Source organism: Chryseobacterium sp. 2987, assembly GCF_031456375.1.
Taxonomy (GTDB): Bacteria; Bacteroidota; Bacteroidia; order Flavobacteriales; family Weeksellaceae; genus Chryseobacterium; species Chryseobacterium vaccae.
The window spans coordinates 30,804-54,121 of sequence record NZ_JAVDUN010000006.1 but is presented as its reverse complement, the minus strand read 5'-3'; the positions used below and the strand labels follow the sequence as shown (position 1 = coordinate 54,121).

Annotated in this window: 18 protein-coding genes; 8 read left to right on the top strand and 10 right to left on the bottom strand. The window is 36.5% G+C overall.

Annotated features, from left to right (window positions below):
* The first annotated feature begins 58 nt into the window (after positions 1–58).
* Positions 59–2,224 carry an outer membrane beta-barrel family protein gene (locus tag J2Y40_RS17835; protein WP_310000518.1) on the top strand — a complete coding sequence of 722 codons (2,166 nt, stop codon included), beginning with the start codon at positions 59–61 and terminating at the stop codon, positions 2,222–2,224.
* A 38-nt stretch (positions 2,225–2,262) separates the two neighbouring features.
* On the opposite strand, the gene J2Y40_RS17830 is transcribed toward J2Y40_RS17835, so the two are convergent.
* The 3 genes from J2Y40_RS17830 to J2Y40_RS17820 all read right to left on the bottom strand — a co-directional run bounded on the left by J2Y40_RS17830 (position 2,263) and on the right by J2Y40_RS17820 (position 3,838).
* The gene (locus tag J2Y40_RS17830) at positions 2,263–2,430 is read right to left on the bottom strand and encodes a hypothetical protein (RefSeq protein WP_153397679.1); all 168 of its coding nucleotides are present in this window, start codon (positions 2,428–2,430) and stop codon (positions 2,263–2,265) included.
* A 261-nt stretch (positions 2,431–2,691) separates the two neighbouring features.
* Positions 2,692–3,183 (bottom strand): hypothetical protein, encoded by a 492-nt coding sequence (locus J2Y40_RS17825; protein WP_310000513.1) that lies wholly within the window; start codon positions 3,181–3,183, stop codon positions 2,692–2,694.
* A 157-nt stretch (positions 3,184–3,340) separates the two neighbouring features.
* A complete protein-coding gene (locus tag J2Y40_RS17820; RefSeq protein WP_153397682.1) occupies positions 3,341–3,838 on the bottom strand; it encodes a hypothetical protein in 498 nt (165 codons plus the stop codon).
* A gap of 288 nt (positions 3,839–4,126) precedes the next feature.
* Here J2Y40_RS17820 and J2Y40_RS17815 point away from each other — a divergent pair, with 288 nt between their 5' ends.
* The 4 genes from J2Y40_RS17815 (at position 4,127) to J2Y40_RS17800 (ending at position 9,200) form a co-directional block, all read left to right on the top strand.
* The gene (locus J2Y40_RS17815; RefSeq protein WP_153397684.1) at positions 4,127–5,041 is read left to right on the top strand and encodes a dimethylarginine dimethylaminohydrolase family protein; all 915 of its coding nucleotides are present in this window, start codon (positions 4,127–4,129) and stop codon (positions 5,039–5,041) included.
* A 30-nt stretch (positions 5,042–5,071) separates the two neighbouring features.
* Positions 5,072–6,379 (top strand): hypothetical protein, encoded by a 1,308-nt coding sequence (locus J2Y40_RS17810; RefSeq protein ID WP_153397686.1) that lies wholly within the window; start codon positions 5,072–5,074, stop codon positions 6,377–6,379.
* A 3-nt stretch (positions 6,380–6,382) separates the two neighbouring features.
* Complete coding sequence (gene ctlX, locus J2Y40_RS17805; RefSeq protein WP_153397687.1) at positions 6,383–7,306, top strand: citrulline utilization hydrolase CtlX; 924 nt, start codon at positions 6,383–6,385, stop codon at positions 7,304–7,306.
* Between the two features lie 139 nt (positions 7,307–7,445).
* On the top strand, positions 7,446–9,200 hold the full coding sequence (locus J2Y40_RS17800) for a discoidin domain-containing protein (RefSeq protein WP_310000507.1): 1,755 nt from the start codon (positions 7,446–7,448) through the stop codon (positions 9,198–9,200).
* A gap of 82 nt (positions 9,201–9,282) precedes the next feature.
* On the opposite strand, the gene J2Y40_RS17795 is transcribed toward J2Y40_RS17800, so the two are convergent.
* The 6 genes from J2Y40_RS17795 to recJ form a co-directional block, all read right to left on the bottom strand.
* Positions 9,283–10,143, bottom strand: coding sequence for an alpha/beta hydrolase (locus tag J2Y40_RS17795; RefSeq protein WP_310000506.1), 861 nt, complete (start codon positions 10,141–10,143; stop codon positions 9,283–9,285).
* Between the two features lie 181 nt (positions 10,144–10,324).
* Positions 10,325–12,631, bottom strand: a complete 2,307-nt coding sequence (locus J2Y40_RS17790) for an outer membrane beta-barrel family protein (protein ID WP_310000504.1) — start codon at positions 12,629–12,631, stop codon at positions 10,325–10,327.
* Between the two features lie 46 nt (positions 12,632–12,677).
* Positions 12,678–14,933, bottom strand: coding sequence for an outer membrane beta-barrel family protein (locus tag J2Y40_RS17785; protein WP_153397695.1), 2,256 nt, complete (start codon positions 14,931–14,933; stop codon positions 12,678–12,680).
* A 459-nt stretch (positions 14,934–15,392) separates the two neighbouring features.
* The gene (locus tag J2Y40_RS17780) at positions 15,393–15,737 is read right to left on the bottom strand and encodes a DUF3817 domain-containing protein (RefSeq protein WP_153397697.1); all 345 of its coding nucleotides are present in this window, start codon (positions 15,735–15,737) and stop codon (positions 15,393–15,395) included.
* A 79-nt stretch (positions 15,738–15,816) separates the two neighbouring features.
* The gene (gene nadD / locus J2Y40_RS17775; protein WP_310000502.1) at positions 15,817–16,401 is read right to left on the bottom strand and encodes a nicotinate (nicotinamide) nucleotide adenylyltransferase; all 585 of its coding nucleotides are present in this window, start codon (positions 16,399–16,401) and stop codon (positions 15,817–15,819) included.
* Positions 16,402–16,480: 79 nt separating this feature from the next.
* On the bottom strand, positions 16,481–18,193 hold the full coding sequence (gene recJ, locus J2Y40_RS17770) for a single-stranded-DNA-specific exonuclease RecJ (protein WP_153397701.1): 1,713 nt from the start codon (positions 18,191–18,193) through the stop codon (positions 16,481–16,483).
* Between the two features lie 107 nt (positions 18,194–18,300).
* Here recJ and J2Y40_RS17765 point away from each other — a divergent pair, with 107 nt between their 5' ends.
* Both J2Y40_RS17765 and J2Y40_RS17760 read left to right on the top strand, forming a co-directional pair.
* Positions 18,301–19,113 carry a M48 family metallopeptidase gene (locus J2Y40_RS17765; protein ID WP_153397703.1) on the top strand — a complete coding sequence of 271 codons (813 nt, stop codon included), beginning with the start codon at positions 18,301–18,303 and terminating at the stop codon, positions 19,111–19,113.
* 192 nt (positions 19,114–19,305) lie between these two features.
* On the top strand, positions 19,306–21,021 hold the full coding sequence (locus tag J2Y40_RS17760; RefSeq protein WP_310000498.1) for a T9SS type A sorting domain-containing protein: 1,716 nt from the start codon (positions 19,306–19,308) through the stop codon (positions 21,019–21,021).
* A 72-nt stretch (positions 21,022–21,093) separates the two neighbouring features.
* On the opposite strand, the gene J2Y40_RS17755 is transcribed toward J2Y40_RS17760, so the two are convergent.
* On the bottom strand, positions 21,094–22,716 hold the full coding sequence (locus J2Y40_RS17755) for an ATP-binding cassette domain-containing protein (protein WP_310000496.1): 1,623 nt from the start codon (positions 22,714–22,716) through the stop codon (positions 21,094–21,096).
* Positions 22,717–22,837: 121 nt separating this feature from the next.
* Here J2Y40_RS17755 and smpB point away from each other — a divergent pair, with 121 nt between their 5' ends.
* The gene (gene smpB, locus J2Y40_RS17750; protein WP_153399965.1) at positions 22,838–23,296 is read left to right on the top strand and encodes an SsrA-binding protein SmpB; all 459 of its coding nucleotides are present in this window, start codon (positions 22,838–22,840) and stop codon (positions 23,294–23,296) included.
* Positions 23,297–23,318 lie beyond the last annotated feature (22 nt).

Genomic DNA, 23,318 nt, shown 5'->3' with positions numbered 1-23,318 from the left:
TTCAAAACCTCAAATTTAACGGGGCCACCTACTTTTGATTTCATAAAATTTAGAATTTATGTTAATCAAATTACGGTTTCTTTTGCTTACCTTATTTCTGTCACTTTTCTGTAAGGCGCAAACCCCTCAAAGAAGATCACAGGATTCTCTTAATCCTACAAAAACAAACCATATTTCAGAAGTGGTCATCCAGCCTTCATCACGTAATACCAGATTGAGTGAGGGAAACAGGATAGTGCCCATATCCGGGAATAAAGAATTCAAGACTTCCCTTAACCTTCTTGATGTATTGAAGAAAACTCCTGGAGTTACGGTGGATCAGGAAGGTGGAATATTCATAGGTGGCAGGGTTGCTCCCGCAATTTTTGTGGATGGAAAACCTGTTGTAATGACCAATCAGGAATTACAATCTTATCTAAGAAGCTTATCACCCGAAATGGTGGAACTCATTGAAGTGAATACCAACCCTTCTGCAAAATATGATGCGGAATTTAAAGGCATCATTGATATCAGGTTGAAAAAGAATATAAACCTCGGATGGAGAGGAAATTATAATGGGAATATATACGTCAATAAGTTCAATTATAAGGAGAATTCATTAAACCTTTCCTATAATGCAGATAAAGTGATCTATCATCTTCAGCTAGGCTATAATAATGGGATATCCACCTATCGATATAACGCACTTCAATATCTGGCCAATACGAACATCATGAGAACAGATACCTATCAGGAGGACGAAGGAAGTGTGTATGCGGTACAAACAGGAGCAGATATCAAACTCAATGATGAAAATAGAGTAGGGATAAATCTAAGGGGAAATTTCCGGAAGAATGATCGTGTCCGCCGCGGTTCCTTGTATACAATGGATAAAAGTGAAACCTATCAGGTCTTTAATACGGAAAGTGAAAACCCTATGGACTATTCACAGGATAATTATGGGATGACACTTGATTATTCCTTTCAGCATAAGGGATTCAAAATGAATTTTCTTGGGAACTATCTTTCTGTGAAGAACTGGCAGAAGGATGATTTCCTTAATAGGGATAAGGCTTCATCAACACTTTTATCCTACTGGAAATCGGATTTGTTCAATAAGATTGATATGTACACGGGGCAGGTTGATATTTCGCAGAAAATTGGAAATGCAGATGTTGAGGCAGGGTTTAAGTATAGCTATTCCAATACAAACAATAACAACAGGTATGATACTTTATCAGTAAATAACCAATTCAGATTCGATCCTGAAAGAAGCAATATTTTTTCTTACAAGGAGAAAATAATAGCAGGTTATTTGGCGTACAGACAAAAATTTGGAAAGCTTTCGATGAATGCCGGTATCAGATTTGAAAATACGGAGAGTATTTCCAATGCGGTCATCAGTGATTCCATCGTTTCAAGAAACTATCTTGAATGGCTGCCATCCTTAAGTCTGAATTATAATTTCAATAAATCCAGTGAACTTTCCCTTTCTTACAGCAGGAAGATAACAAGACCCATTTTTTCACAGTTGAATCCATTCAGATTTTATTACAGCCCTCTGAATTACTGGATCGGAAATCCATATTTGCAGCCCTCATTTACCAGCCAGATTAAGGCTGCCTATCGTTATAAGAATTGGATAACGAATCTTACGGTGGGTAGAGAAAAGGATGTGATGACCCGCTATCCGCTTTATAATCCAACAACCAATGTGTTGGAATATTTAGGAACTAATCTTCCTTACAGAGATTTTGCAGTGCTGGAAACAAGTTTGCCGGTAAAAGTGACCCGTTGGTGGAATATGACAGGACAAATTGCAGGATATTATAATTACGAATTCAGGCCTTATCTTGAGAATGTCTTTGCATTAAACATTTACAATTATGAAATCAGGTTGAATCAGGTTTTCACTCTTCCCAAAAGGTATACGGTTAATTTGTTTGCCAATTATGAATCGAGGACCGGGAATAGTCTCTACATCATAAAACCGCGATATACGGTTGATTTGTCTATACAAAAGGCATGGTTCGATAATACATTGAATACTAAGATTGGTTACAATAATATTTTTGATTCTTATGAACAACATTTGGAGTTCCGGCATAAACAAATCATGGATAACCGTTTAACCCATTGGTGGGATAGCAGCCGATTCTTGTTGTCTGTGAGCTATAATTTTGGAAGTTCAAAATATAAGAGTCAAGAAATTCCAAGAGTTGAAGATGAAAGCAGAGCCAGATAAAAATAAAACCTGCTTGAAAAAGCAGGTTTTTTGATATCTTATGGACACATACATCTGTCGCAAGTCCAGATATAGCATTTTCCTGTGACATCATCCCATTCACAGCATCTTCTGTTTCCTGGTGGAATGGCTCCTCCCATAACGGATTTCTGTTGCTCTCTTCCTAATTTCTGTGCGTTTTTCAGCACCGGATTTTTCTTGTTCATGATTTTGTTCTTTTGATGTTAATAATTAAGTTTTAAAATGATAACTCTTTTTTAGAATTATATCACTAATTTATGAATTTAAATTAAGGTGTTGTCATTTTTTTCAATCTGTATATAGATGAAAAATAGTCAGTTGTAGATAGATTAGTAGGGCGGTTTTTCATTGAAAATATTAAAAAATAAACCCTGTTTGCAAAAACAGAGTTTATTTTTCGTAATGAATATTGATTAGTATAGGAATGATAATAATAGTCAGCCCGCTTAAAATTGTTTAAGGGTGATCTGATAAAGAACATGGGTACCTGAGTAGATTGCTTTTAGACGAAATTTTCTACCTCCTGAGATTACCTCTGTTTCAGTCCCGCTATTGGCAGCTAATATGTGTGCATTAGTGAAGGGAGCCACAAATGAAAAAGGACCTGTACCATCATTCCATATTACCTTTAAATGAAAGCGCTCAAAGGTTTGGCCTGTATTCGGGCTCGGGCTCGGAGCAGAAAGATAAGCAACCGTTCCCCCGTTGGCAATATGCTTGCTTTCAAGAACAGGGGTTGTCTGAGTAGAACTGTTAGGAGGGGTAATAATGTGATTATGACGATCATAATCTGCTTCTACTTTTATAGATATTGGCGTAGGGTTGATTCCGCCTGCCTCTCCAACGTATTTGACACTAAAAGAATTTTGGGCGAATAAACCGGTTATTGATACCAATGTTAATAAGGCGGTTAAAAAAACAGTAAGAGTTTTTTTCATAATAAATAAAATTTAAGGTTATAAAATTTTGATATTGCTAATGTGGTTGTAATTGGGAAATAAAATAGGTTATATAATTGCCTGGCATTCAGTTATAAACATATTAACCCAAACTGTAGGTATTATTGAATTTATCTTTAAATACTAATCAGTCTGCTTAATAGGTTAGGAGAGTGATCTGATAGGTAACATGGAGGTCTGAATGAATTGCTTTCAGACGTATTCTGGCCCCTACTATTGTTAAATCTATTTCATTACCATTATTGGCAGATAATATCTGTGCATCATTGAAGGTAAACACCCTTGAAATGGGAAACCCATTCTGAAGAGAATTCCATGTCACTTTTAAATGATACAGATCAAACATCTGAGCTGTAGTCGGATGGGGAGTTGGAGCGATAAGGTAAGCTGCCGTTGCCCCGTTAGCAATATGTTTGCTTGCAACAACATGAGTTGTCTGGGAAGAACTGTTAGGAGGGTTAATAATGTAGTTGTGACGATCATAATCTGCTTCTACTTTTATAGAGTTAGGCGGAAAAGTGTTAATGCCTGCCTCTCCAACATATTTAACACTAAACGAATTTTGTGCAGACAAACTGGTTACTGATACTACTGTTAATAAAACAGTTAAAAAAAGAGTAAGGGTCTTTTTCATAATAATAAGATTTAAAATTAATACTGCTAATGTAGTTGTAACCGGGAAGTAAAGCTAGTTATATCAAGTAAGTGCGCACACTTTAGGGATAAGCGCGTAAACCCAAATTGTAAGTGAGAATTGCATGGTGGTAATTTCTGTATATAGTGTATTCTGCGGATAAAATAACTGTAAATAAAACCTTCTTTAGAGTAATCGGAATATTGGATAAAATTATAAGGATTAAGCAATTCAAAAGTTTTCCAGATAGAGACCTTTACTTATATTTGTAGTATTGCATAAATCTTTATGAGACTAAATATTAAAAACGAAACGGGAAGGCTGAAGTCAGTAGTGCTGGGCCAGCCTAATTCAATGGGAGCAGTTCCCACCCTTGCGGAGAGCTATGATGCCAAGTCATATTACTCCATTGAACACAACATTTATCCTAAAGAAGAGGATATTATCAATGAAATGAATGCTTTTGAAGCAGTGCTGAAGAAGTATGATGTAGAAGTGCTCCGTCCAAGTATCATCAAAGATTACAATCAGGTCTTTTCAAGAGATGTGGCTTTCGTGATTGATGACAAAATGATCATTTCCAATGTGATTGCAGACAGAGCAGACGAACAGGAAGCCTATAAAAATGTTTTTGAAAAAGTAGCCTGGAGAAAAATTATCAACCTTCCGGAAACAGCCCATATTGAAGGAGGTGATGTAATCGTTTGGAATGATTTCCTTTTTATTGGTACTTGCTTCAGCGAAGATTACAGAAATTATAAAACAGCGAGAACCAACGAATACGCCATTGAAATTTTAAAAGAATATTTTCCGAAGAAAAGAATCATTGATCTTGAACTGAAGAAAAACGATAAAATTCCGTTTGAAGGAATCCTTCACCTGGATTGTACATTCAATCCTGTTGGAGAAGACAAATGCCTGATCTACAAGAACGGGTTTGTGGATGAAAGTGATTACCGTTTAATCATAGATATTTTCGGAGAAGAAAACTGTTTCCATCTTAACGACGAAGAAATGTTTGAAATGTTTCCGAATATTTTCTCCATTTCTCCGGAAGTAGTGGTTTCAGACAAAGCATTCACAAGAATGAACAACCATCTGAGAAATGAATGGGGAATGACCGTAGAAGAAATTCCTTACAGAGAAATTTCTAAAATGGGCGGATTGCTGAGATGTTCTACCATGCCATTAGTAAGAGAGTAATGCACTTTGGTTAGGTTATTTTCAATATTGATGATTTTTCTCTCGGTTATGAAAGTTGATGCACAGCTTTTTGACTGGAAGAAGATCTATTCCGGAGATCTTAAAGCATACAGACAGTATAATATTAAGACTGCTGTTTTAAAGAAAAACGGAGAAGCCATCAACAGAATTGAGATACTGGCCGATAAAAATGAAATCATTACCTCAAATACTACCGGAACCTCCTGGCTCATTTATGACAAGCAGAATAGGTTATCCCGTATACTTTCTAAAAATACAGAGTATAGAGTTTCATATTCGGATAACGGAATGATACAATCGATAGAAAGGGAATACAAAAATGGATACGGAATAGATATTTTAAAAAATTACCGGCCGGATCTCAATCATCCGAAAAATATTAATTATGAAAGGAATTTTCTGGATATAAAAACCGGGAAGAATGAGTTTTATAAGAAACGTTTTGTTTTCAATTCAAAAGATTCATTAATGAGCTTTAATGAAAATCTTTATGAAGGAGGGTATTACAGATCTTATCAAAATGGAACAATTGTAAGAAAAATGCCTCGTGAAGGAGGCTTTGAAATAGATTCTTCTTATTATGTGTCTCCCAATAGACTGAATGGCTATCATTTTATACGCAATAAAGAGAGAGACAGCATTACCAAGAGTCAGGATTCCATCTACATCGAAACTTACTTTCGGGGTAAAATAGAAAGCAAAGTAGTAAAGCATAATGACTTGCTATACAACGAAGAGCTTTTTATTCCGGATCATGTAAAGAATAAATATATCTATTATACAGCAGATGATGAAAGATATGTTCTCTGGGAAATAAGAACTACGCAGGCTAATGGGAGATTAAAAAGTAAATATCCATTAAAAAAATATTATGATCTGATTGATGGAAAATTAATCAGAAATAAAAGGAAGATTAAAAATGAGATAATCAGAATGCGGGGATGCGGTGGAGGTATACCTTATAAGAGATTGGAAAGCCGGATGGCAGAAAATGCAATTTTTTCACCTTCTGTTTTATTTTCAAAAGAAGTCAGCCGCCGTGCTTCAGATCAACTTGATTTTTTTGATGTTCTTTCGAACGAAATGGAGATTTTTTATAATAAAATGAGATCAGACGAATCGGTAAAGAAGGAAGATTACTTAGGAAACAATACTTCTTTATCTCCGGGGTTCTATAAATTTCTGACAGAGTTTATCTGCAGGGAAGATTATACCGTTGAAATAACAGATGGAAATGGAAAGACCTTTATCAGAAGATTCTTTGAACACCCGGATGAATTTTCAATTATTTTAAATATTTTTAGTAAACAAGAATAAAAAATGCAAACAACAGATACCGTATTAATGATAGAACCGATTGCTTTCGGTTACAATGCAGAAACTGCAAAAAACAATTATTTTCAGGTAGAACAGACAGGTTCTGATATTCAATCAAAGGCTTTGGCAGAATTCAATACTTTTGTCGGCAAACTGAGAGGAAAAGGAATTAATGTAATCACCATTAAAGATACACTGGATCCTCATACACCAGATTCTATTTTCCCGAATAACTGGGTAAGCTTCCATAAAGACGGGAAAGTGGTTTTATACCCGATGTTCGCTTCCAATAGAAGAGTAGAACGAAGAGAAGATATTATTGAAAGTATCGAAAACCAGGGTTTTGAAGTAGCAGAAATCGATGACTGGTCGTTTTCAGAAACACAAGGGCATTTTCTGGAAGGAACAGGAAGTATGATCTTTGATCATGATAATAAAATCGCTTACGGCTCAGTTTCTTTAAGGCTTGATGAAAAGCTGTTTAGGGAGTTCTGTTCAAAATACGGATTCTCTCCGGTTGTTTTCCATTCTTATCAGACTGTAGGTTCAGAAAGGCTTCCTATTTACCACACCAACGTAATGATGTGTGTAGCTGACAAATTTGTGGTCATCTGCCTTGACTGTATTGATGATGAACTGGAAAGAGAAAAAGTAATTGAAACCATCAAAAATTCAGGAAAAGAGATCATCGAAATTTCTGAAGATCAGATGCAGCAGTTTGCAGGAAATATGCTTCAGGTTCAGAATAAGGATGGAGAAAAGTTTCTGGTTATGAGCCAGACAGCTTATCAGTCTTTAAACACAGATCAGGTCGCTGCCATAGAAAAGTACTGTGAAATTATTTATTCAGATCTGAATACCATTGAAGTAAACGGAGGAGGAAGTGCCAGATGTATGCTGGCTGAGGTTTTCCTTCCAAAAAAATAATGAATTTCAACAAACAATACACTTCCGGGCTGGTTTCAGTCCGGAAGTTTTTTATGGAACAGATTCTGCCTAAGTAAGTTTTAGAATGGGAAACCAAAAAAAGTTAATTAACTTTGTCCTGAATGTTTAAAATCTGAAAATGAGACAATATTTTTTATCATTAGCAATTCTTCTCGGAATTTTTGTGGGAGGGCAGCAGAAGACCTTCTGTAATCCAATCAATATCGATTATGGATATACTCCTTTTGAAGTCTTTTCAAAACAGGGAAAACACAGGGCAACAGCCGATCCGGTGATCGTTAATTTTAAAAATAAATTATTCCTTTTCTCCACCAACCAGGAAGGATACTGGTACAGTGATGATATGCTGGACTGGAAATTTGTCAAAAGGAAATTCCTCAGAGATAACAAATACACTCACGACCTTAACGCACCGGCAGTTTGGGCCATGAAAGATACCCTTTATGTGTACGGCTCCACCTGGGAACAGGATTTCCCCATCTGGAAAAGTACAAATCCTACCAAAGATGACTGGAAAATAGCAGTGGATACTTTAAAAGTAGGAGCATGGGATCCCGCATTTCATTATGATGAAGATAAAAATAAGCTTTATCTGTACTGGGGATCCAGCAATGAATGGCCTTTACTGGGAACAGAAGTAAAGGTAAAAAACCTTCAGTCCGAAGGTTTCGTAAAGCCAATCATTAAATTAAAACCTGAAGACCATGGCTGGGAAAGATTCGGGGAATATAATGATAACGTTTTCTTGCAGCCTTTCGTGGAAGGTGCCTGGATGACAAAGCATAACGGAAAATACTATATGCAGTACGGTGCTCCGGCTACAGAATTCAGTGGATATTCCGATGGAGTTTACGTCAGCAAAAATCCGTTGGAAGGATTTGAGTACCAGCAGCACAATCCGTTTTCCTATAAACCCGGAGGTTTTGCAAGAGGAGCCGGACATGGCGCCACTTTTGAAGACAATTATAAAAACTGGTGGCATGTTTCAACCATCTTTATTTCCACTAAAAATAATTTTGAACGAAGACTGGGAATCTGGCCTGCAGGTTTTGATAAAGATGATGTGATGTATACCAATACAGCCTACGGAGATTATCCAACCTATCTTCCGCAATATGCCCAGGGCAAAGACTTTACAAAAGGACTTTTTGCAGGATGGATGCTGCTGAATTACAATAAACCCGTTCAGGTTTCATCAGTTTTGGGAGGATACCAACCGAATTTTGCCGTAGATGAAGACATTAAAACCTACTGGAGCGCAAAAACCGGAAATTCAGGAGAATGGTTCCAGACCGATTTGGGTGAGGTTTCTACCATTAATGCGATTCAGATCAACTATGCCGACCAGGATGTAGAGTTTATGGGTAAAACCTTAGGAAAAATGCACCAATACAAAATCTACGGGTCCAATGACGGTAAGAAATGGAATGTAATTGTGGATAAAAGTAAAAATATGAAAGATGTCCCTCATGATTACATTGAACTGGAAAAACCTGCAAAAGCAAGATTCCTTAAAATGGAAAATCTGAAAATGCCGACCGGAAAGTTTGCTCTGAGTGGTTTCAGGGTATTCGGAAAAGGAGCAGGTGAAAGACCGAAGAAGGTAGACGGATTTGTTCCGCTAAGAGCAGATCCTAAAAAATATGGGGAAAGAAGAAGCATCTGGATGAAATGGCAGCAGAACCCTGATGCAGATGGCTACGTGATCTATTGGGGGAAATCTCCGGATAAATTATACGGAAGCATCATGGTATACGGAAAAAATGAATATTTCTTTACGGGTGCCGACAGAACAGATGCCTATTATTTCCAGATTGAAGCTTTTAATGCCAACGGTGTTTCTGACAGAACAGAAATTGTAAAATCTGAATAAAGTGGAATGCTGAGATCACTAAAAAGTTTGAACTCCTTTGCGGCCGTTAAAAATAAATAAACGTTCTGAAACCTCAGAACGTTTATTTTTTCTCCGGCTGTTTCAAAAATTGATCAATGGCATTAATCAGGAATACATTATTAGGCGCTTTATCCCAATCCAGATGTCCGCCGTTAAATTCATAGGATTCATGTCTTACATGATGTTTACTTAACACAGAATCCAAAATCCTCTTTTGGCTCAAAGGAACAACATGGTCTGTATTTCCGTAGTATGACAATGTAGGTGCAGAGGCAGAATCAATCCAATGAACAGGGCTGGCATAAGCTATGCGGGAGATTCCCGGTTTTGGAACCCTTGGATCAACAAGTCTTCTTTCTACAAATGAATATTCCTGATACTTTTTAAACCCTGGATCCGAAAGGGCTGTCGGACCAACAATATTAATCACCGCTTTCACTTTTTTCTGGATATCCGTCTGGTAGGCGTACAGCATCGATAAATGCCCGCCGGCACTATTCCCGAGAAGAATAAGCTTAGGATTGTACCTGAGCTTTTTCTCTAAAAATACCGCAACATCTTTAATATCAGAAATTTGATTGGGTAGGGCATATCGCTCTTGTGAAGCAAGTCTGTAATTCATATTCACAAAAATATGATCCGGAAACTTCTGCATCAGGGAAAGAGTAAAAAAAGTAAGCTGAGACTTATCTCCGGCACGCCAGCCCCCACCGTGAATAATGATGAACACCTCTCTTTCTTTTGTAGATTTCTTTTCAGGAATATAAAGGTCCATGATCTTTTCCGGATCATCTCCGTAGTGAATATTCTGCTCTTTATTGAAATCTGCACCTTTGCCAAGCGTAACCTTTTTCTCTTTACATCCGGTCCAGAGAAAAAATGCTAATAAACAAAGGAGAGTAACTTTGAAATTCTTTTTCATATGGATAAAGATAAAAAAGACTTTGATATTTGTTTCTGTTTTATAAAAACTCCAGCGGGCGAAGCCCGCTGGAGTTCAGTCTGTAAAAAATATAATTGAGTTGATTATGAATCCTTAAAAAAACCGCCGGCCTTTCCGGCGGTCACACCACAAAATAATTAAATATGAAGAAAGATAACTCTTATCTTGTTCTGCTCTTGATGGCATCCGATGCCCCTTCAATGTCTCTTACTTTTTTTACCTTCTGGTTTCCGAAGTTATAGGTAAGACTTACCGTTACCCCTCTTTTGTACTGGTCGTTTCTGATGTAATTGTAGTTTCCGTTAGGCTGGTAATCTTCAATTTCTATAATATTGGTTCTTAAAACATCATTAAGGTTCACAGCAAAGGTCCAGTCGTTCCAGTTTTTCTTGATGCTCAGATCCAGGCTCATCAGGTTTTTCAGCATTCCGAGTTCAATCTGCTGCTTATCCACAAAGAAATAATTCACGCCCAGAAACCAGGTCTTCTTTTTATCTAAACGGAGCGTATTATTACTCGTAACAATTAAACTTGTTGACTTTACAGTATTGGTATATACCAGCGGCTTTCCTTCTTTATCTACAAATGTTTCACCGGTTGTTGGATCTCCGGCCAGAGAACCGTTATTGATATTATGCTGAATTCCTGCGTTGAAGTTCAGAGTTAGATATTGTTTAAAGAAGGTCTTCTGAACGCCAACCATGGCAGACATCTCCTGCTTATCCCCAAAATTGGTTCTGATGTATCGAAGTACGCTCTGGTCACTTATTTTCCCGTCAACAGATTTGGTGTACCCCTGTAAAGGAACCTGTGTGATCTGGTCTTTAAAGTAAGAATGATTAAGAATCAGGAAATAAGAATTTTTATACATGTAGGTCAGTTCCTGATTGTAAGTGGATGAAGCTTTTACAAACGGATTGTTTTGCGTATAATTATATTCCGTGATATAATTTCTTACCGGATTCAGCTCCCAGAAACTTGGTCTTCTCATTCTGCTGGAGAAGGCATACGATATATTGTTTTTATCATTGATCGCATAATTGAAGCTTAAATAAGGTAAAAAATTATTATAATTTCTTTCAATAACCTGATGTCTTTGTGATTCTACCTGATGGTAAGGGCTGTCTGCCGTTCCCAGGCTGTTGGTGATTTCATATCTAGCACCTATTTTTCCGGAAAATTTATCAGAGAATTTCTTCTCAAAAGTTAAATAAAGTCCGTAAATATTTTCATCATAAATAAAATGATTGAGTTCAGGAGTTGTCGTTACTTTTTCCAGATCTCCGTTACTGTCGTAAACATAATCATAGGTTAAATTTTTAGTGTTGTTGTCGGTTTTTGTTTTATTAAAATTTCCTCCCGCGGAAAAGGTAAAGTCATTTTTAAACTTCTGAATATAATCAACAGTTCCTGAGAAGTTGTTGATGATCTGTGGGATATCCTGAACGATGGTTTTACCGGTTCTTGAAAAATCAGCCCAGTTATTTTTACCGGGAAGCATGGTATTGTTATTGGACAGCTGAAATCTTTTATAAATAAGATAAGCTGCATTTACATTTAATTTACTTCCAAGAGAGTCAATTTTTAATTCATAGTTAAGGTTAACCGAATTATTATAATTTCGGGAATTTTCTTTGTTTTTTGTTCTGGTGTAGCTGGTTATTATATTTCCATGATCATCAGGCTGTGTCAATGTATTAAATAAATCAATCGTAGAATCATAGCTTTTGTTAGCCCATGAGTTCCATGATAAGGCTAAATTGTTCTTTTCATTCAGCTGATAATCGATATTTAAATAGCCGCCAAGATTTTTATTCGGATCATCAATATTCCCAACAGATTCATTTTTCAGCAGATCTGTTCCATTCCTTAAAATGTAGCTTTGAGGCTGGATATTTTCTCCACCGTTCAGATTGGCACTGATTCCCAGTTTGTCCTTTCTGTAATTTACAGAGAAGCTTGCCTGGCTGTTATTGAATTTATTCTGGGTATTGGACATCCTCATATTTCCGTTGGTGCCGTCGCTCATTTTTTTCTTCAGAACAATATTGATGATTCCGTCTGATGATTCCACCTGGTATTCACTTCCCGGAACGGTAATCACTTCAATTTTCTGAATGTTTTCTGCGGGCGTATTTTTCAGGAACTGAACCAGGGATTCAGCATCCATATTGGTTTTTCTTCCGTTGATGTAGATCAGCGCGTTATTTTTACCGGCGATCTTCAATGTTTTATCATCCGTAGAAGATAAAAGAGGCGTCTGCTTCAGAAGGTCGAAAGTAGTATTCCCTTTGGCAACAGGAGAAGCTGCCACATCATATACAAAGCGGTCACTCTGCTTTTTGAATACCTGTTTGGTAAGAGTAATTCCTTCTATCGATTTGGTCTTTACCGTATCGGATTTCTTTTCCTGGGCCAAAACAATGCTTCCCGATATGGCTGCTGCTAATATGATGATCTTTTTCATGTCTTTAGTATTTGAGGTGTGGTTGAGTTAAATTTTCAGGATAGTTTTAAGTTCTTGATTTCACAGCATCGTTGGCTGATTTCATCTCTCTGGCTTTTTTCAGTTTCTGGTTTCCGAAATTATAGGTAACCCCGAGATTCAGAAGTCGCGAATACCCGAAATTGATTACATTATTATAGCTTCCGTTAGGCTGGATGCCGTTTATTTTGTTATAATTCTGGTTGAACAGGTCATAAACTTCCGCTACTACAGTCCATTCACCAATGATCTTTTTCAGGCTGATGTCAAAACTCTGTCTTGTTCCCAAAGTTCCACTTTCAATCTTTACTTTGCTGCCGTAATAGTAGTTGATCCCTAAAAACCAGTCTTTTTTCGACGATAGCCGGATCGTATTATTGATATTGGCAGACATATTGAAGTTTTTAATATCAATCACATAAGGTTCAAGCACTTCGGTATATCCGGCAGCAGGAACAGAAGTAGGATCTTTCGTTATAGTACCGCTATACATGCTGTAGCCAAAATTTACAGAGTAATTGGTTGTCCAGATCTCTTTAAACCAAGGCTTATTCATACCTAAGGTCAGACCAAGCTGCTTGTTGTTGCCGTAATTGGTTCTGATGTAGCGCAGGAATCTGGTAGTTTCTATAACTGGATCCCCGTTTTCATCAAGAATGATATTTCCTTCTTCATCTTTTTTTGGTCCCGTTATCGTTCCCTGTAAAGGCATCTGGTTGGATGCATCCTGTACATAGCTGAAGCTTAGGTTGGCATAAAAAGCATTCTTAAACATATAACTGATCTCCTGGTTATAATGCTTGGATGCCTGAATGAACGGATTATTCTGCGTATAATTATTAGGCGTAAAATACGTTCTTGAAGGATTCAGTTCCCAGAAACGAGGTCTCTTAATTCTGCTGGAAAAAGTATAGCTGATATTATGATCTGAATTGATCGCATAATTGATGTTCAGATAAGGAAGGAGATTATTGTAATTTCTGTCAAAGCTGTCTTTTCCCAGAATATCTCCGCTGCTTCGGGTCATTTCAAAGCGCGTTCCTATTTTCCCGGATAGCTTCTCGTTCAGTTTTCTTTCATACGTAATATAAGCGCCGAGAATTCTTTCCTTATAGATGAAATGATTGGTTTGGTCAACATCCATTACAGGCTTGCCCTGGATAATATCGTCCTGTCTCGTATCATTATCCGTATTGGTATGATTATAACTGATTCCCATCAGCCAGGTATTTCCGGCAGCTGTTTTTTTTAGATAATCAATATTCCCGGCGAAATTATTGATGATCTGCGGAACAGACTGCTGAAGCGCTGAATATTCGTTTCCTTTCACATTACTTAAAGGAAAACTTTCGTTCGTACTCATTTTATCCCTGTTGAACCATAAATAAGAAAGGTTAGAGGTAAACTTACTTCCGATGCTGTCTGTTTTTATTTCATAATTTAAATTGAAAGAATGATTTCTCGTCTGGGCATCCTCATGATTAACCGTTCTGTTACGAAGAACCCCGTTCTGCAGATTCGTAACATCAAGAATAGAGTTGAAACTCTTATTGTATCGCATGTTATAAGTGAAACCTAAACTTTGCTTTGGATTAATTTCATAATCAATATTGATATTGCCTCCGTAATATTTATTAGGATCATCATTAGCACCGTAAGATTCATTTCTGAAAGTAGCGTCACCATTGGATAGTGTGTATCTCTCCCTGTCTGTCCAGCTTCCCATGTTGAAATTGGAATTGAGCGATATTTTACCTTTTCTCATATTAAAAGAAGCTCCGGCCGAAGGATTATTATAATACCCCTGCTCATTATTCATCTTCATTGTTCCGTTGTAACCATCACTTTTCTTTTTCTTCATTACGATGTTAATCACTCCTTCATTAGATTCTACCTGGAATTCACTGCCGGGTACCGTAATCACCTCAATCTTTTGAATATCTTCTGAAGGCGTTCCTTTAAGCATCTCAATCAATGCTTGGGAGTCCATATTCGTTTTTTTGTTGTTGATATAAATGACCACATCAGATTTTCCCATGATCTTTAACGATTTCCCATCGATGCTGGAAAGCATAGGTGTTTGCTTAAGAAGATTAAAAGAATTCGTTCCTTTAGCAATAGGAGAGGATGCTACATCATAAATAAAACGGTCGCTCTGTTTTTTGAAAACCTGCTTCTTGATATTGACAGCTTCAATGTTTTTTACTTTCACAGTGTCTTTAGACTGCTGGGCAGCGGCAAATCCACTGAAAAATAGGGCGGCAATAAGAATTTGAGTTTTCATGATCATTATTTTTTAAGTGTTAATAGCTTGTATGATTAGTTATTTAACATTACAAAGATATATAATAAATTTAGTATCATGCAATACAAAGTACTTAAAATGTGTTGATTTATTTTTTAATCAATTGATTTTCAGTTACTAAAAATTATTGTTAGAAAATTAAATACTTCGAATTTCTATACTATTAGACAATTAAATGAAATGAAATGTTACATCAGGATAATAAATTTCTATAATTTTTTGAAAAAAAGTTAATTTTATTTAAGTTACAGAACGTGAAATTTCCAATACAATGCTGCATTGTATTGCCTTTTTAAAGTGAAAATGAGTTGTCGATAAATTGGAAACTATTCTGTTACAAAAATAAGAGAATGACTAACTTCTTCAGATTCCGGTTATTTTAGTTTTGGGGATAAAAAAGAATTTTTCTGGCTTAGCTGTGACGGCCTAGCCAGCGGATTATTGTTCGCGGTCTTTTTTTGCTAAGGATTTATCTACCCAAACCGTAGCAAAAGGAAAAAAAGCAGCTAAGAGAGCAAAAACAAAATCCTCATCATCCCATTTGAAAATTCTTCTGGCAGGAATACAGAATAAAAGATAAAGCGTAAAAAATAAACCGTGAATATTTCCAATGATGATAATGAAAATAGTAGCCAGAAGACCCTCATCATCATATCTTTTCCAGATCATCGCCACCCCGTAAAGAAGAAAACAGGTAATAGCCTCTGCCAGGCAGATCTGTTTAAACCATTTGATGATCTTTTCTTCGGGATACTTTGAGAAATATTTTTCGATGAACTCCATACTTTACGTTATAAATGATGAAAGTGGCAGCCAGTCCATTACGCTATGGTTTTTGCCTCTTATTTCGTGAATGGCAAAATTACTTATAAAAACTGCTTCCGTCCAAATATTCGAATACTTCCGGTGGAAGCATTGGACGTATATTTTTACCATCTTTGATCATATTTCGGATCTCTGTTGCAGAAAGTTCTATTACAGGTGCCTGAATCATTGAGATATTCTCATGCTGCAGGTATTCAGAATCTTTTTTCTCTCCTTCAAAAACACGCGGATAAACAATAATATGATGGTTCTGGATCAGAATATCAGAATTTTTCCACTTATGAAGACCTTCCAGGTTATCCTCCCCCATGATCAGGCTGAAAGAATACTCAGGATATTTTTCATGAAGATAGGTAAGCGTGTCAATGGTATAACTCGGCTTCGGAAGTGAAAATTCTACATTGGAAGCCCTCATTTTCGGGTAGTTCTTTACCGCAAGCTGTACCATATCCAGTCTGTTATGGTCTTTCAGTAAAGATTTTTTATCCTTGAACGGGTTTTGCGGACTTACCACAAACCACAATTCATCCATATCCGAATTTTCCAGTATGTAATTCGCCAGGATAAGATGCCCGATATGGATGGGATTAAAAGAACCGAAAAATAAACCGACTTTTTTCATTTTGTAATGAGGGGTTAGGTTGCAGGAGTTAGGACTTAGGAGTTTGACGTTTTGTAATCTAAATCCTAGTCCCTATCTCTCAATCCCTGAATTTGACATCTTTTATGTTGAGATAATGAGTAACATTTCCTTTCCAGTGATTTTCCTCCAACGTAAATGCCAGATCAAAGTTTCTGGTTTTAAAATCTTCAGCAAACTGCCCGAGTTTAAAGCCTACACATTCTATATTTCTTCCCGTAGCTTCCTGCTTGATATAGAATTTAAGGTGATTGTTGTCTTTACCCATCGTTTTCACATAACCGGAAAGTTTTTGGTTGGTCAGTGTAAAGATAGGTTTCATATTGTGAGGTCCGAAAGGAGCCAGTTTTCTATGAAAATTGATAAAATCCCTGTTGATTTCATCAACTTTAATTTCAGTATCTATTGAGATAGAAGGTTCTTTCTGATGGTCCTGAATTTTTTCCGAAACAATACGTTCAAATTTTTCTTTAAATGCATCAAATTTTTCTTTCTCCATGGAAAGTCCGGCAGCAGCATGATGTCCTCCGAATTTCAGGAAATATTCAGAACACATATCAAGAGCTTCGTGAACGTCAAAGTCTGAAACAGATCTTGCAGAGGCCACCATTTCTCCGTTATTTCCGTCTGTAAATACCAATGTTGGTTTATAATAGGTTTCAATCAGTCTTGAAGCTACAATTCCAATCACGCCTTTATTCCATTCAGGATGATAAACAATGGTGGTGTGTTTTGTTTCCTGCTGGGATTCAATAATCTGGTTAAGAGCGGAAAGTGTGGAATTCATGTCCAGTTCACGCCTTTCATCGTTGAGGTTCATGATGTCGCTCACAATCTGGTTAGCATGTTTCAGATTATCAGAGACCATAAGTTCCACAGCGGCTTTACCATGAGAAATTCTTCCTGCCGCATTAATTTTAGGGGCAATTTCAAAAACAATATTTGAAATTTCAAAATGCGAAAGTTTATCTTCAGGAATTAATAATCTTAATCCCATATTTCTGGTTTTTCTTAGAATCTTTAATCCCATTTTGGCAAGCACTCTGTTCTCACCGGTCATAGAAACAATATCTGCGGCAATAGAAATCGCCAGCAAATCGGTAAGCTCGAATAATTCAGCTTCCGGAATTTTATAAATAGTATTCAGACCCTGGCATAGTTTAAAACCTACACCGCATCCTGAAAGCTCTTTGAAGGGATACCGGCAGTCACTTCTCTTCGGATCCAAAACAGCCACAGCGTTCGGAATTTCCTCTCCGGGAAGGTGGTGGTCACAGATAATGAAGTCAATTCCAAGACCTTTGGCATATTTCACCATATCAATGGCTTTGATACCACAGTCTAAAGCAATAATCAGTGAAAAGCCATTTTCTTTAGCAAAATCAATACCTTCGGTAGAAATTCCATACCCTTCAGAATTCCTGTCGGGAATATAATAATCCAGGTATTTTTTCTCAACAATTTTGCTGAGGTAAAGGTACATCAGGGCTACAGCTGTAGTTCCGTCTACATCATAATCTCCGTATACCAGTATTTTTTCTCCGTTTTCAATGGCATTGGCAATACGCTCTACAGCTTTTTGCATATCGGCCATTAAAAAAGGATTGTGAATATCGTTAAGGTTGGGTTTGAAAAATTCTCTGGCCTTTTGATAATTGTCAATTCCTCTTAGAACGAGAAGTTTAGATTCAAAAGTACCAAAACCAAGTGACGAACTTAGTCTGTCCACAACTTCCTCATCGGGTTCAGGCTTATAAATCCATTTTTGACTCATTTCACAAAACTAAGGAAAAAAAATAGCATTCTGAAATGATTGTAAATGAAGTTTTGTCTTCAGGGTTGTTAAAAAATATCTATCTTCGCAGTCCAAATTAAATGATTATGAAAAAAATTACAATCTGCCTTATGATTTTAGGGGCAATGCATTCGGTCTCAGCACAGAAAATCAATCTTGGGAAAGCAGCGGGAATCGTTTCCAAAGGAGCAAAAGCACTTACTTTTACTAATGAAGATGCTGTTAAACTTTCAAAGGAGTCTGTAGAATGGATGGACAAAAACAATCCTGTTGCAGGTCCTAAAGACCCTTACACCGTTCGATTGAACAAGCTTTTCGGAAAGCACAAATCACAGGACGGACTTAATCTGAATTATAAAGTTTATAAAGTGAAAGATATCAACGCGTTCGCTTGTGCAGACGGGAGTGTGCGTGTGTTCTCTTCTTTAATGGATATTATGACAGATGATGAGATCCTTGCGGTGATTGGTCACGAGATCGGTCACGTAAAGAATCAGGATACTAAAGATGCTATAAAAGCTGCCTATATGAAAGCTGCAGCATTGGATGCCGCTTCATCTGCTTCAGGTGCGGTAGCCACACTAAATGACAGCCAGATAGGACAAATGGCTAATGCGTTTCTTGATGCTTCTCACAGCAAAAAGCAGGAATCAGAAGCCGATACGTACTCTTATGACTTTATGAAAGCTAATAACTATAATGTTGTGGGGGCCTATTCTGCATTTAAAAAACTGGCACTTCTTTCAGAAGGAAGCACACAGAGCGGTTTTGAGAAAATGTTTAATTCTCACCCAGATAGTGAAAAAAGAGCCCAGGCGATCAAGAAAAGAGCAGAAAAAGACGGGTTGTGGAAAGATCCGGGAACTGTATCCATTCCTAAAACAAAACTGACTAAATAATTTATTTAACTAATAAATAAAAAATACCCTCAATACCTTTAGAGGGTATTTTTATAATGGTAACCAGGATATTTTTTTACGAATTCCTATATACCATAGACTAACACTTACTGAAGTAACGATGATACTTATTATTTAGGATAATGGGTATTGATCGGAATATCTAAGTTAGTTGAAATTAAAAACATAAAAATGAAAACAAAATTATTATTTCTTATTTTCCTGGTGGTTGCACTAGGAACCAGAGCTCAGGTTGTACATATTCCTGATGTCAATTTTAAAGCAAAGTTATTAACTTCTTCTCCGACTAACTCAATTGCTAAGAATCTGTCCGGAAATTATTTTTCCATAGATGCTAACCACGATGGAGAAATCCAGTTAAGTGAGGCACTGCAGGTAGGAGAGATAGAGATTATTGATCCGTATACAGATATTCCCATTCATGACTATGACGGAATTTTATCATTTACTAACCTCAAGAGTATAAAAATAGATTATTGGAACGTACCCAGTAATTCTTTTACCATTTCGGGTCTCAATTCTTTACAAAACTTGGATGTTGAATTCGAAAATTATGACCCTGGAAACATCACTCTGAGCGACTGTATGCTGCTGAAAAATGTGAGAATTTATGGGATTACTCTCACTGCACTCAATAATACTCCGGTTATTGAAAATCTATCGGTCAACGGTTTCTCCATGCCTTCATCGACCATGAACTCTATTGAAGGTCTAAGTAATTTGAAGCACTTGGAACTAATAGATTTTATAGATTTAATATCAGGTTTAACATTAGATTTGAGCGGTCATGATAATTTATTGAGCTTGTCAATTATAAATACCAGTTTAGCGAATGTTGATGTCTCCGGATGTGAATTGCTGCATACGATAACGTTAAATTCGGCAGATCCATTACAGTTTAATTATAATCCTACTATAAACATTAATTCCAGTAACTGTCCTAATTTAGTAAACTATTTTGTGGGACAGGGCTCACCTATTTCTGCTCATATTATTTCAGATAATTGCCCGGGACTGATTCATTTTATTTCTAATTATGGAGAAGTGTCATTATCACTAAATAGCTGTGTAAATTTAGAAACAATAGATGTTCGGAATCTGATTAGTCTTTCAGTACATAACGATATAAAACTGAATACAATTAAGGCCCTTCGGTTTCGGGATACTGCTTTAGACTTATCAGACAGTGGTTTACAAAGCCTAAAACATCTTGAAATTAGTTATGTTTCACCTTTTTTTCCAAGTACCAATGATCCGGGTAATCTAACATCTCTAAATTTACAGGGAATTGCAAGTTTAGAAGAATTACGCTGTGCTAATCATCAGATATCCAATCTAAATATTCAAGGCTGTACAAATTTACTTACCCTGGATTGCAGCAGAAATAAACTTACCAGTCTGGATTTAAGAGGGCAGACCGATCTTCAGGAATTATATTGTGGCAATAATTTACTTACTTCATTGTTGATAAAAAATGGCAAGAATGAAATAACAGATTTTTCCGATAATCCCAACCTGCAGTATATATGCTGTGATGACAGTCAGGTAGCAAATGTACAATCTCTTGTTGATGAATATGCTTATACCAATTGTGTAATCAACACGAATTGTAATGCCGTTTTAGCTAATGATGAAAATGTATCCAGAGCAGCGAATGATGATGCTGTCAGAATATATCCAATTCCTGTAAAAAGAGAAATGGTAATAGAAGCTTTTTCTACTATTCATTCAATAGAACTATATGATGCACAGGGAAGAATTATTCAGAAACAAATCAATAATTCTAAAAATGTAAAGATGAATATTGAAAGTAACCCTTCTGGAGTGTACTATTTAAAAATCAATACAGAAAAAGGAAGTTGGATTAAAAAGATTCTTAAAAACTAAGGTCTATATATATTAAAAAGCCCCTTTCAGGTCCTGAAAGGGGCTTTTTAATATGTATCTGAATGTATTATTTTAAGAATACATTCTTTCTCTTAATTCTTTTACTTTCTTGTCTGAAAGATATTCGTCGTAAGTCATTTCTCTGTCGATGATTCCTGAAGGAGTCAGTTCAATGATTCTGTTACAGACTGTCTGAAGCATTTCGTGGTCATGAGACGCTAGAAGAATGTTTCCTTTAAAGTTAGACAAAGAGTTGTTCAACGTTGTAATACTTTCAAGGTCTAAGTGGTTGGTAGGTTCATCAAGAAGAAGGATGTTGGCTTTCTGAAGCATCATTCTACTGAACATACATCTCATTTTTTCACCTCCGGAAAGAACTTTACATGATTTCAGAGCCTCATCACCGGAGAAAAGCATTCTTCCTAAGAAACCTCTTACAAATTCCTCGTGACGCTCTTCATCGTTTTTGGTGAATTGTCTTAACCAGTCAACTAAACTAAGGTCTTCCTGGAAGAAATTAGTATTGTCCAAAGGCATGTGAGACTGATTAGTTGTTACTCCCCATGCTACAGCTCCTTTATCAGCTTCAACGTTTCCAGCCAGAATTTCGAAAAATTCGGTAATAGCCAATGAGTTTTTAGAAAGAACAGCAACCTTATCTCCTTTTTTAAGGTTCAGGTCAATATTAGAGAACAGAAGCTCTCCGTCTTTTGTTTTTTCAAGACCTTTTACATCTAAGATCTGATCTCCTGCTTCTCTTTCCATTTCGAAAATAATGGCAGGATATCTTCTTGAAGAAGGTTTAATATCATCAATGTTCAGCTTGTCAATCATTTTCTTTCTTGCAGTAGCCTGTTTTGCTTTTGCAACGTTGGAACTGAATCTGGCAATGAAATCCTGAAGTTCTTTTTTCTTTTCTTCCGCTTTTTTGTTAGCCTGAGCTCTTTGTCTTGTTGCTAATTGAGAAGCCTGATACCAGAAAGAGTAGTTACCCGTATAAAGGTTAAGCTTAGCATAATCTAAGTCACCAATGTGCGTACAAACCGTATCTAAGAAGTGACGGTCGTGAGATACTACAATTACTGTGTTTTCATAGTCAGCAAGGAAATCTTCTAACCATGAAATCGTATCGATATCCAAGTCATTCGTAGGCTCATCCAGGATCAGTACATCAGGGTTTCCGAAAAGGGCTTGTGCCAAAAGAACTTTTACTTTGTCTTTATTTTCAAGTTCGCTCATCATCTGCCAGTGCATATCATCTTTGATTCCCACATTGGAAAGCATGGTCTGTGCATCAGATTCAGCCGTCCATCCGCCCATTTCATCATAGACTACACCTAATTCCCCAGCTTTGATACCGTCTTCATCAGAGAAGTCTTCTTTAGCATACAAAGCGTCCATCTCTTCTTTTATCTCAAATAATTTCTTATTTCCTCTCAAAACAGCCTCAAGAACAGTATATTGATCATAAGCAAAGTGATCCTGCTCAAGTACAGACATTCTTTTCCCTGGTTCCAGAGATACATGTCCTGTTGTAGGATCCTGCTTTCCTGTTAATATTTTAAGGAATGTAGACTTTCCTGCTCCGTTTGCTCCGATAATCCCGTAGCAGTTTCCTTTGGTAAACATAATATTTACCTCGTCAAAAAGAACTCTTTTCCCGAATTGTAAAGATAAGTTAGATACTGTTAACATATAGTTTTGTAAATTTGGCGCAAAAATACAAAAAGAATTTGGGTATTTTGTAATAATATAATAGTCAAGTTTTTAATTATGAGGTATTTTTTATATATTTCATTAACGAAATTTTAAAATGATGAAGATTGAAAAAACAGTCAATATATTAAATAGAAGAGCCCGCTTTGAATATGAAATTCTTGAAGAATTTGAAGCAGGCATGGTTTTGACGGGTACCGAAATAAAATCTTTACGTTCTTCCAAAGCATCTATCACAGAATCCTTCTGTCAGTTTATTGATGGGGAATTGTACATCATCAACATGATGATTGATGAGTATAAATTGGGCACTTTTTACAATCATAAGACAAAAAGGGAACGGAAATTGCTGTTGCACAAAAAAGAATTACTTAAACTTGAAAAAAAGTTAAAGGATGCCGGGAACACAATTATACCTTTGAAATTATATATCACAGATAAGGGGAAAGCAAAGGTGCTGATAGCGCTTGGCAGAGGGAAAAAACTCTTTGATAAAAGGGAAGCGATAAAAGATAGAGAAAATAAACGAAACCTGGACAGAATATTAAAGAAAAGTTAAAAATCATTTAAAAAACTTTGTA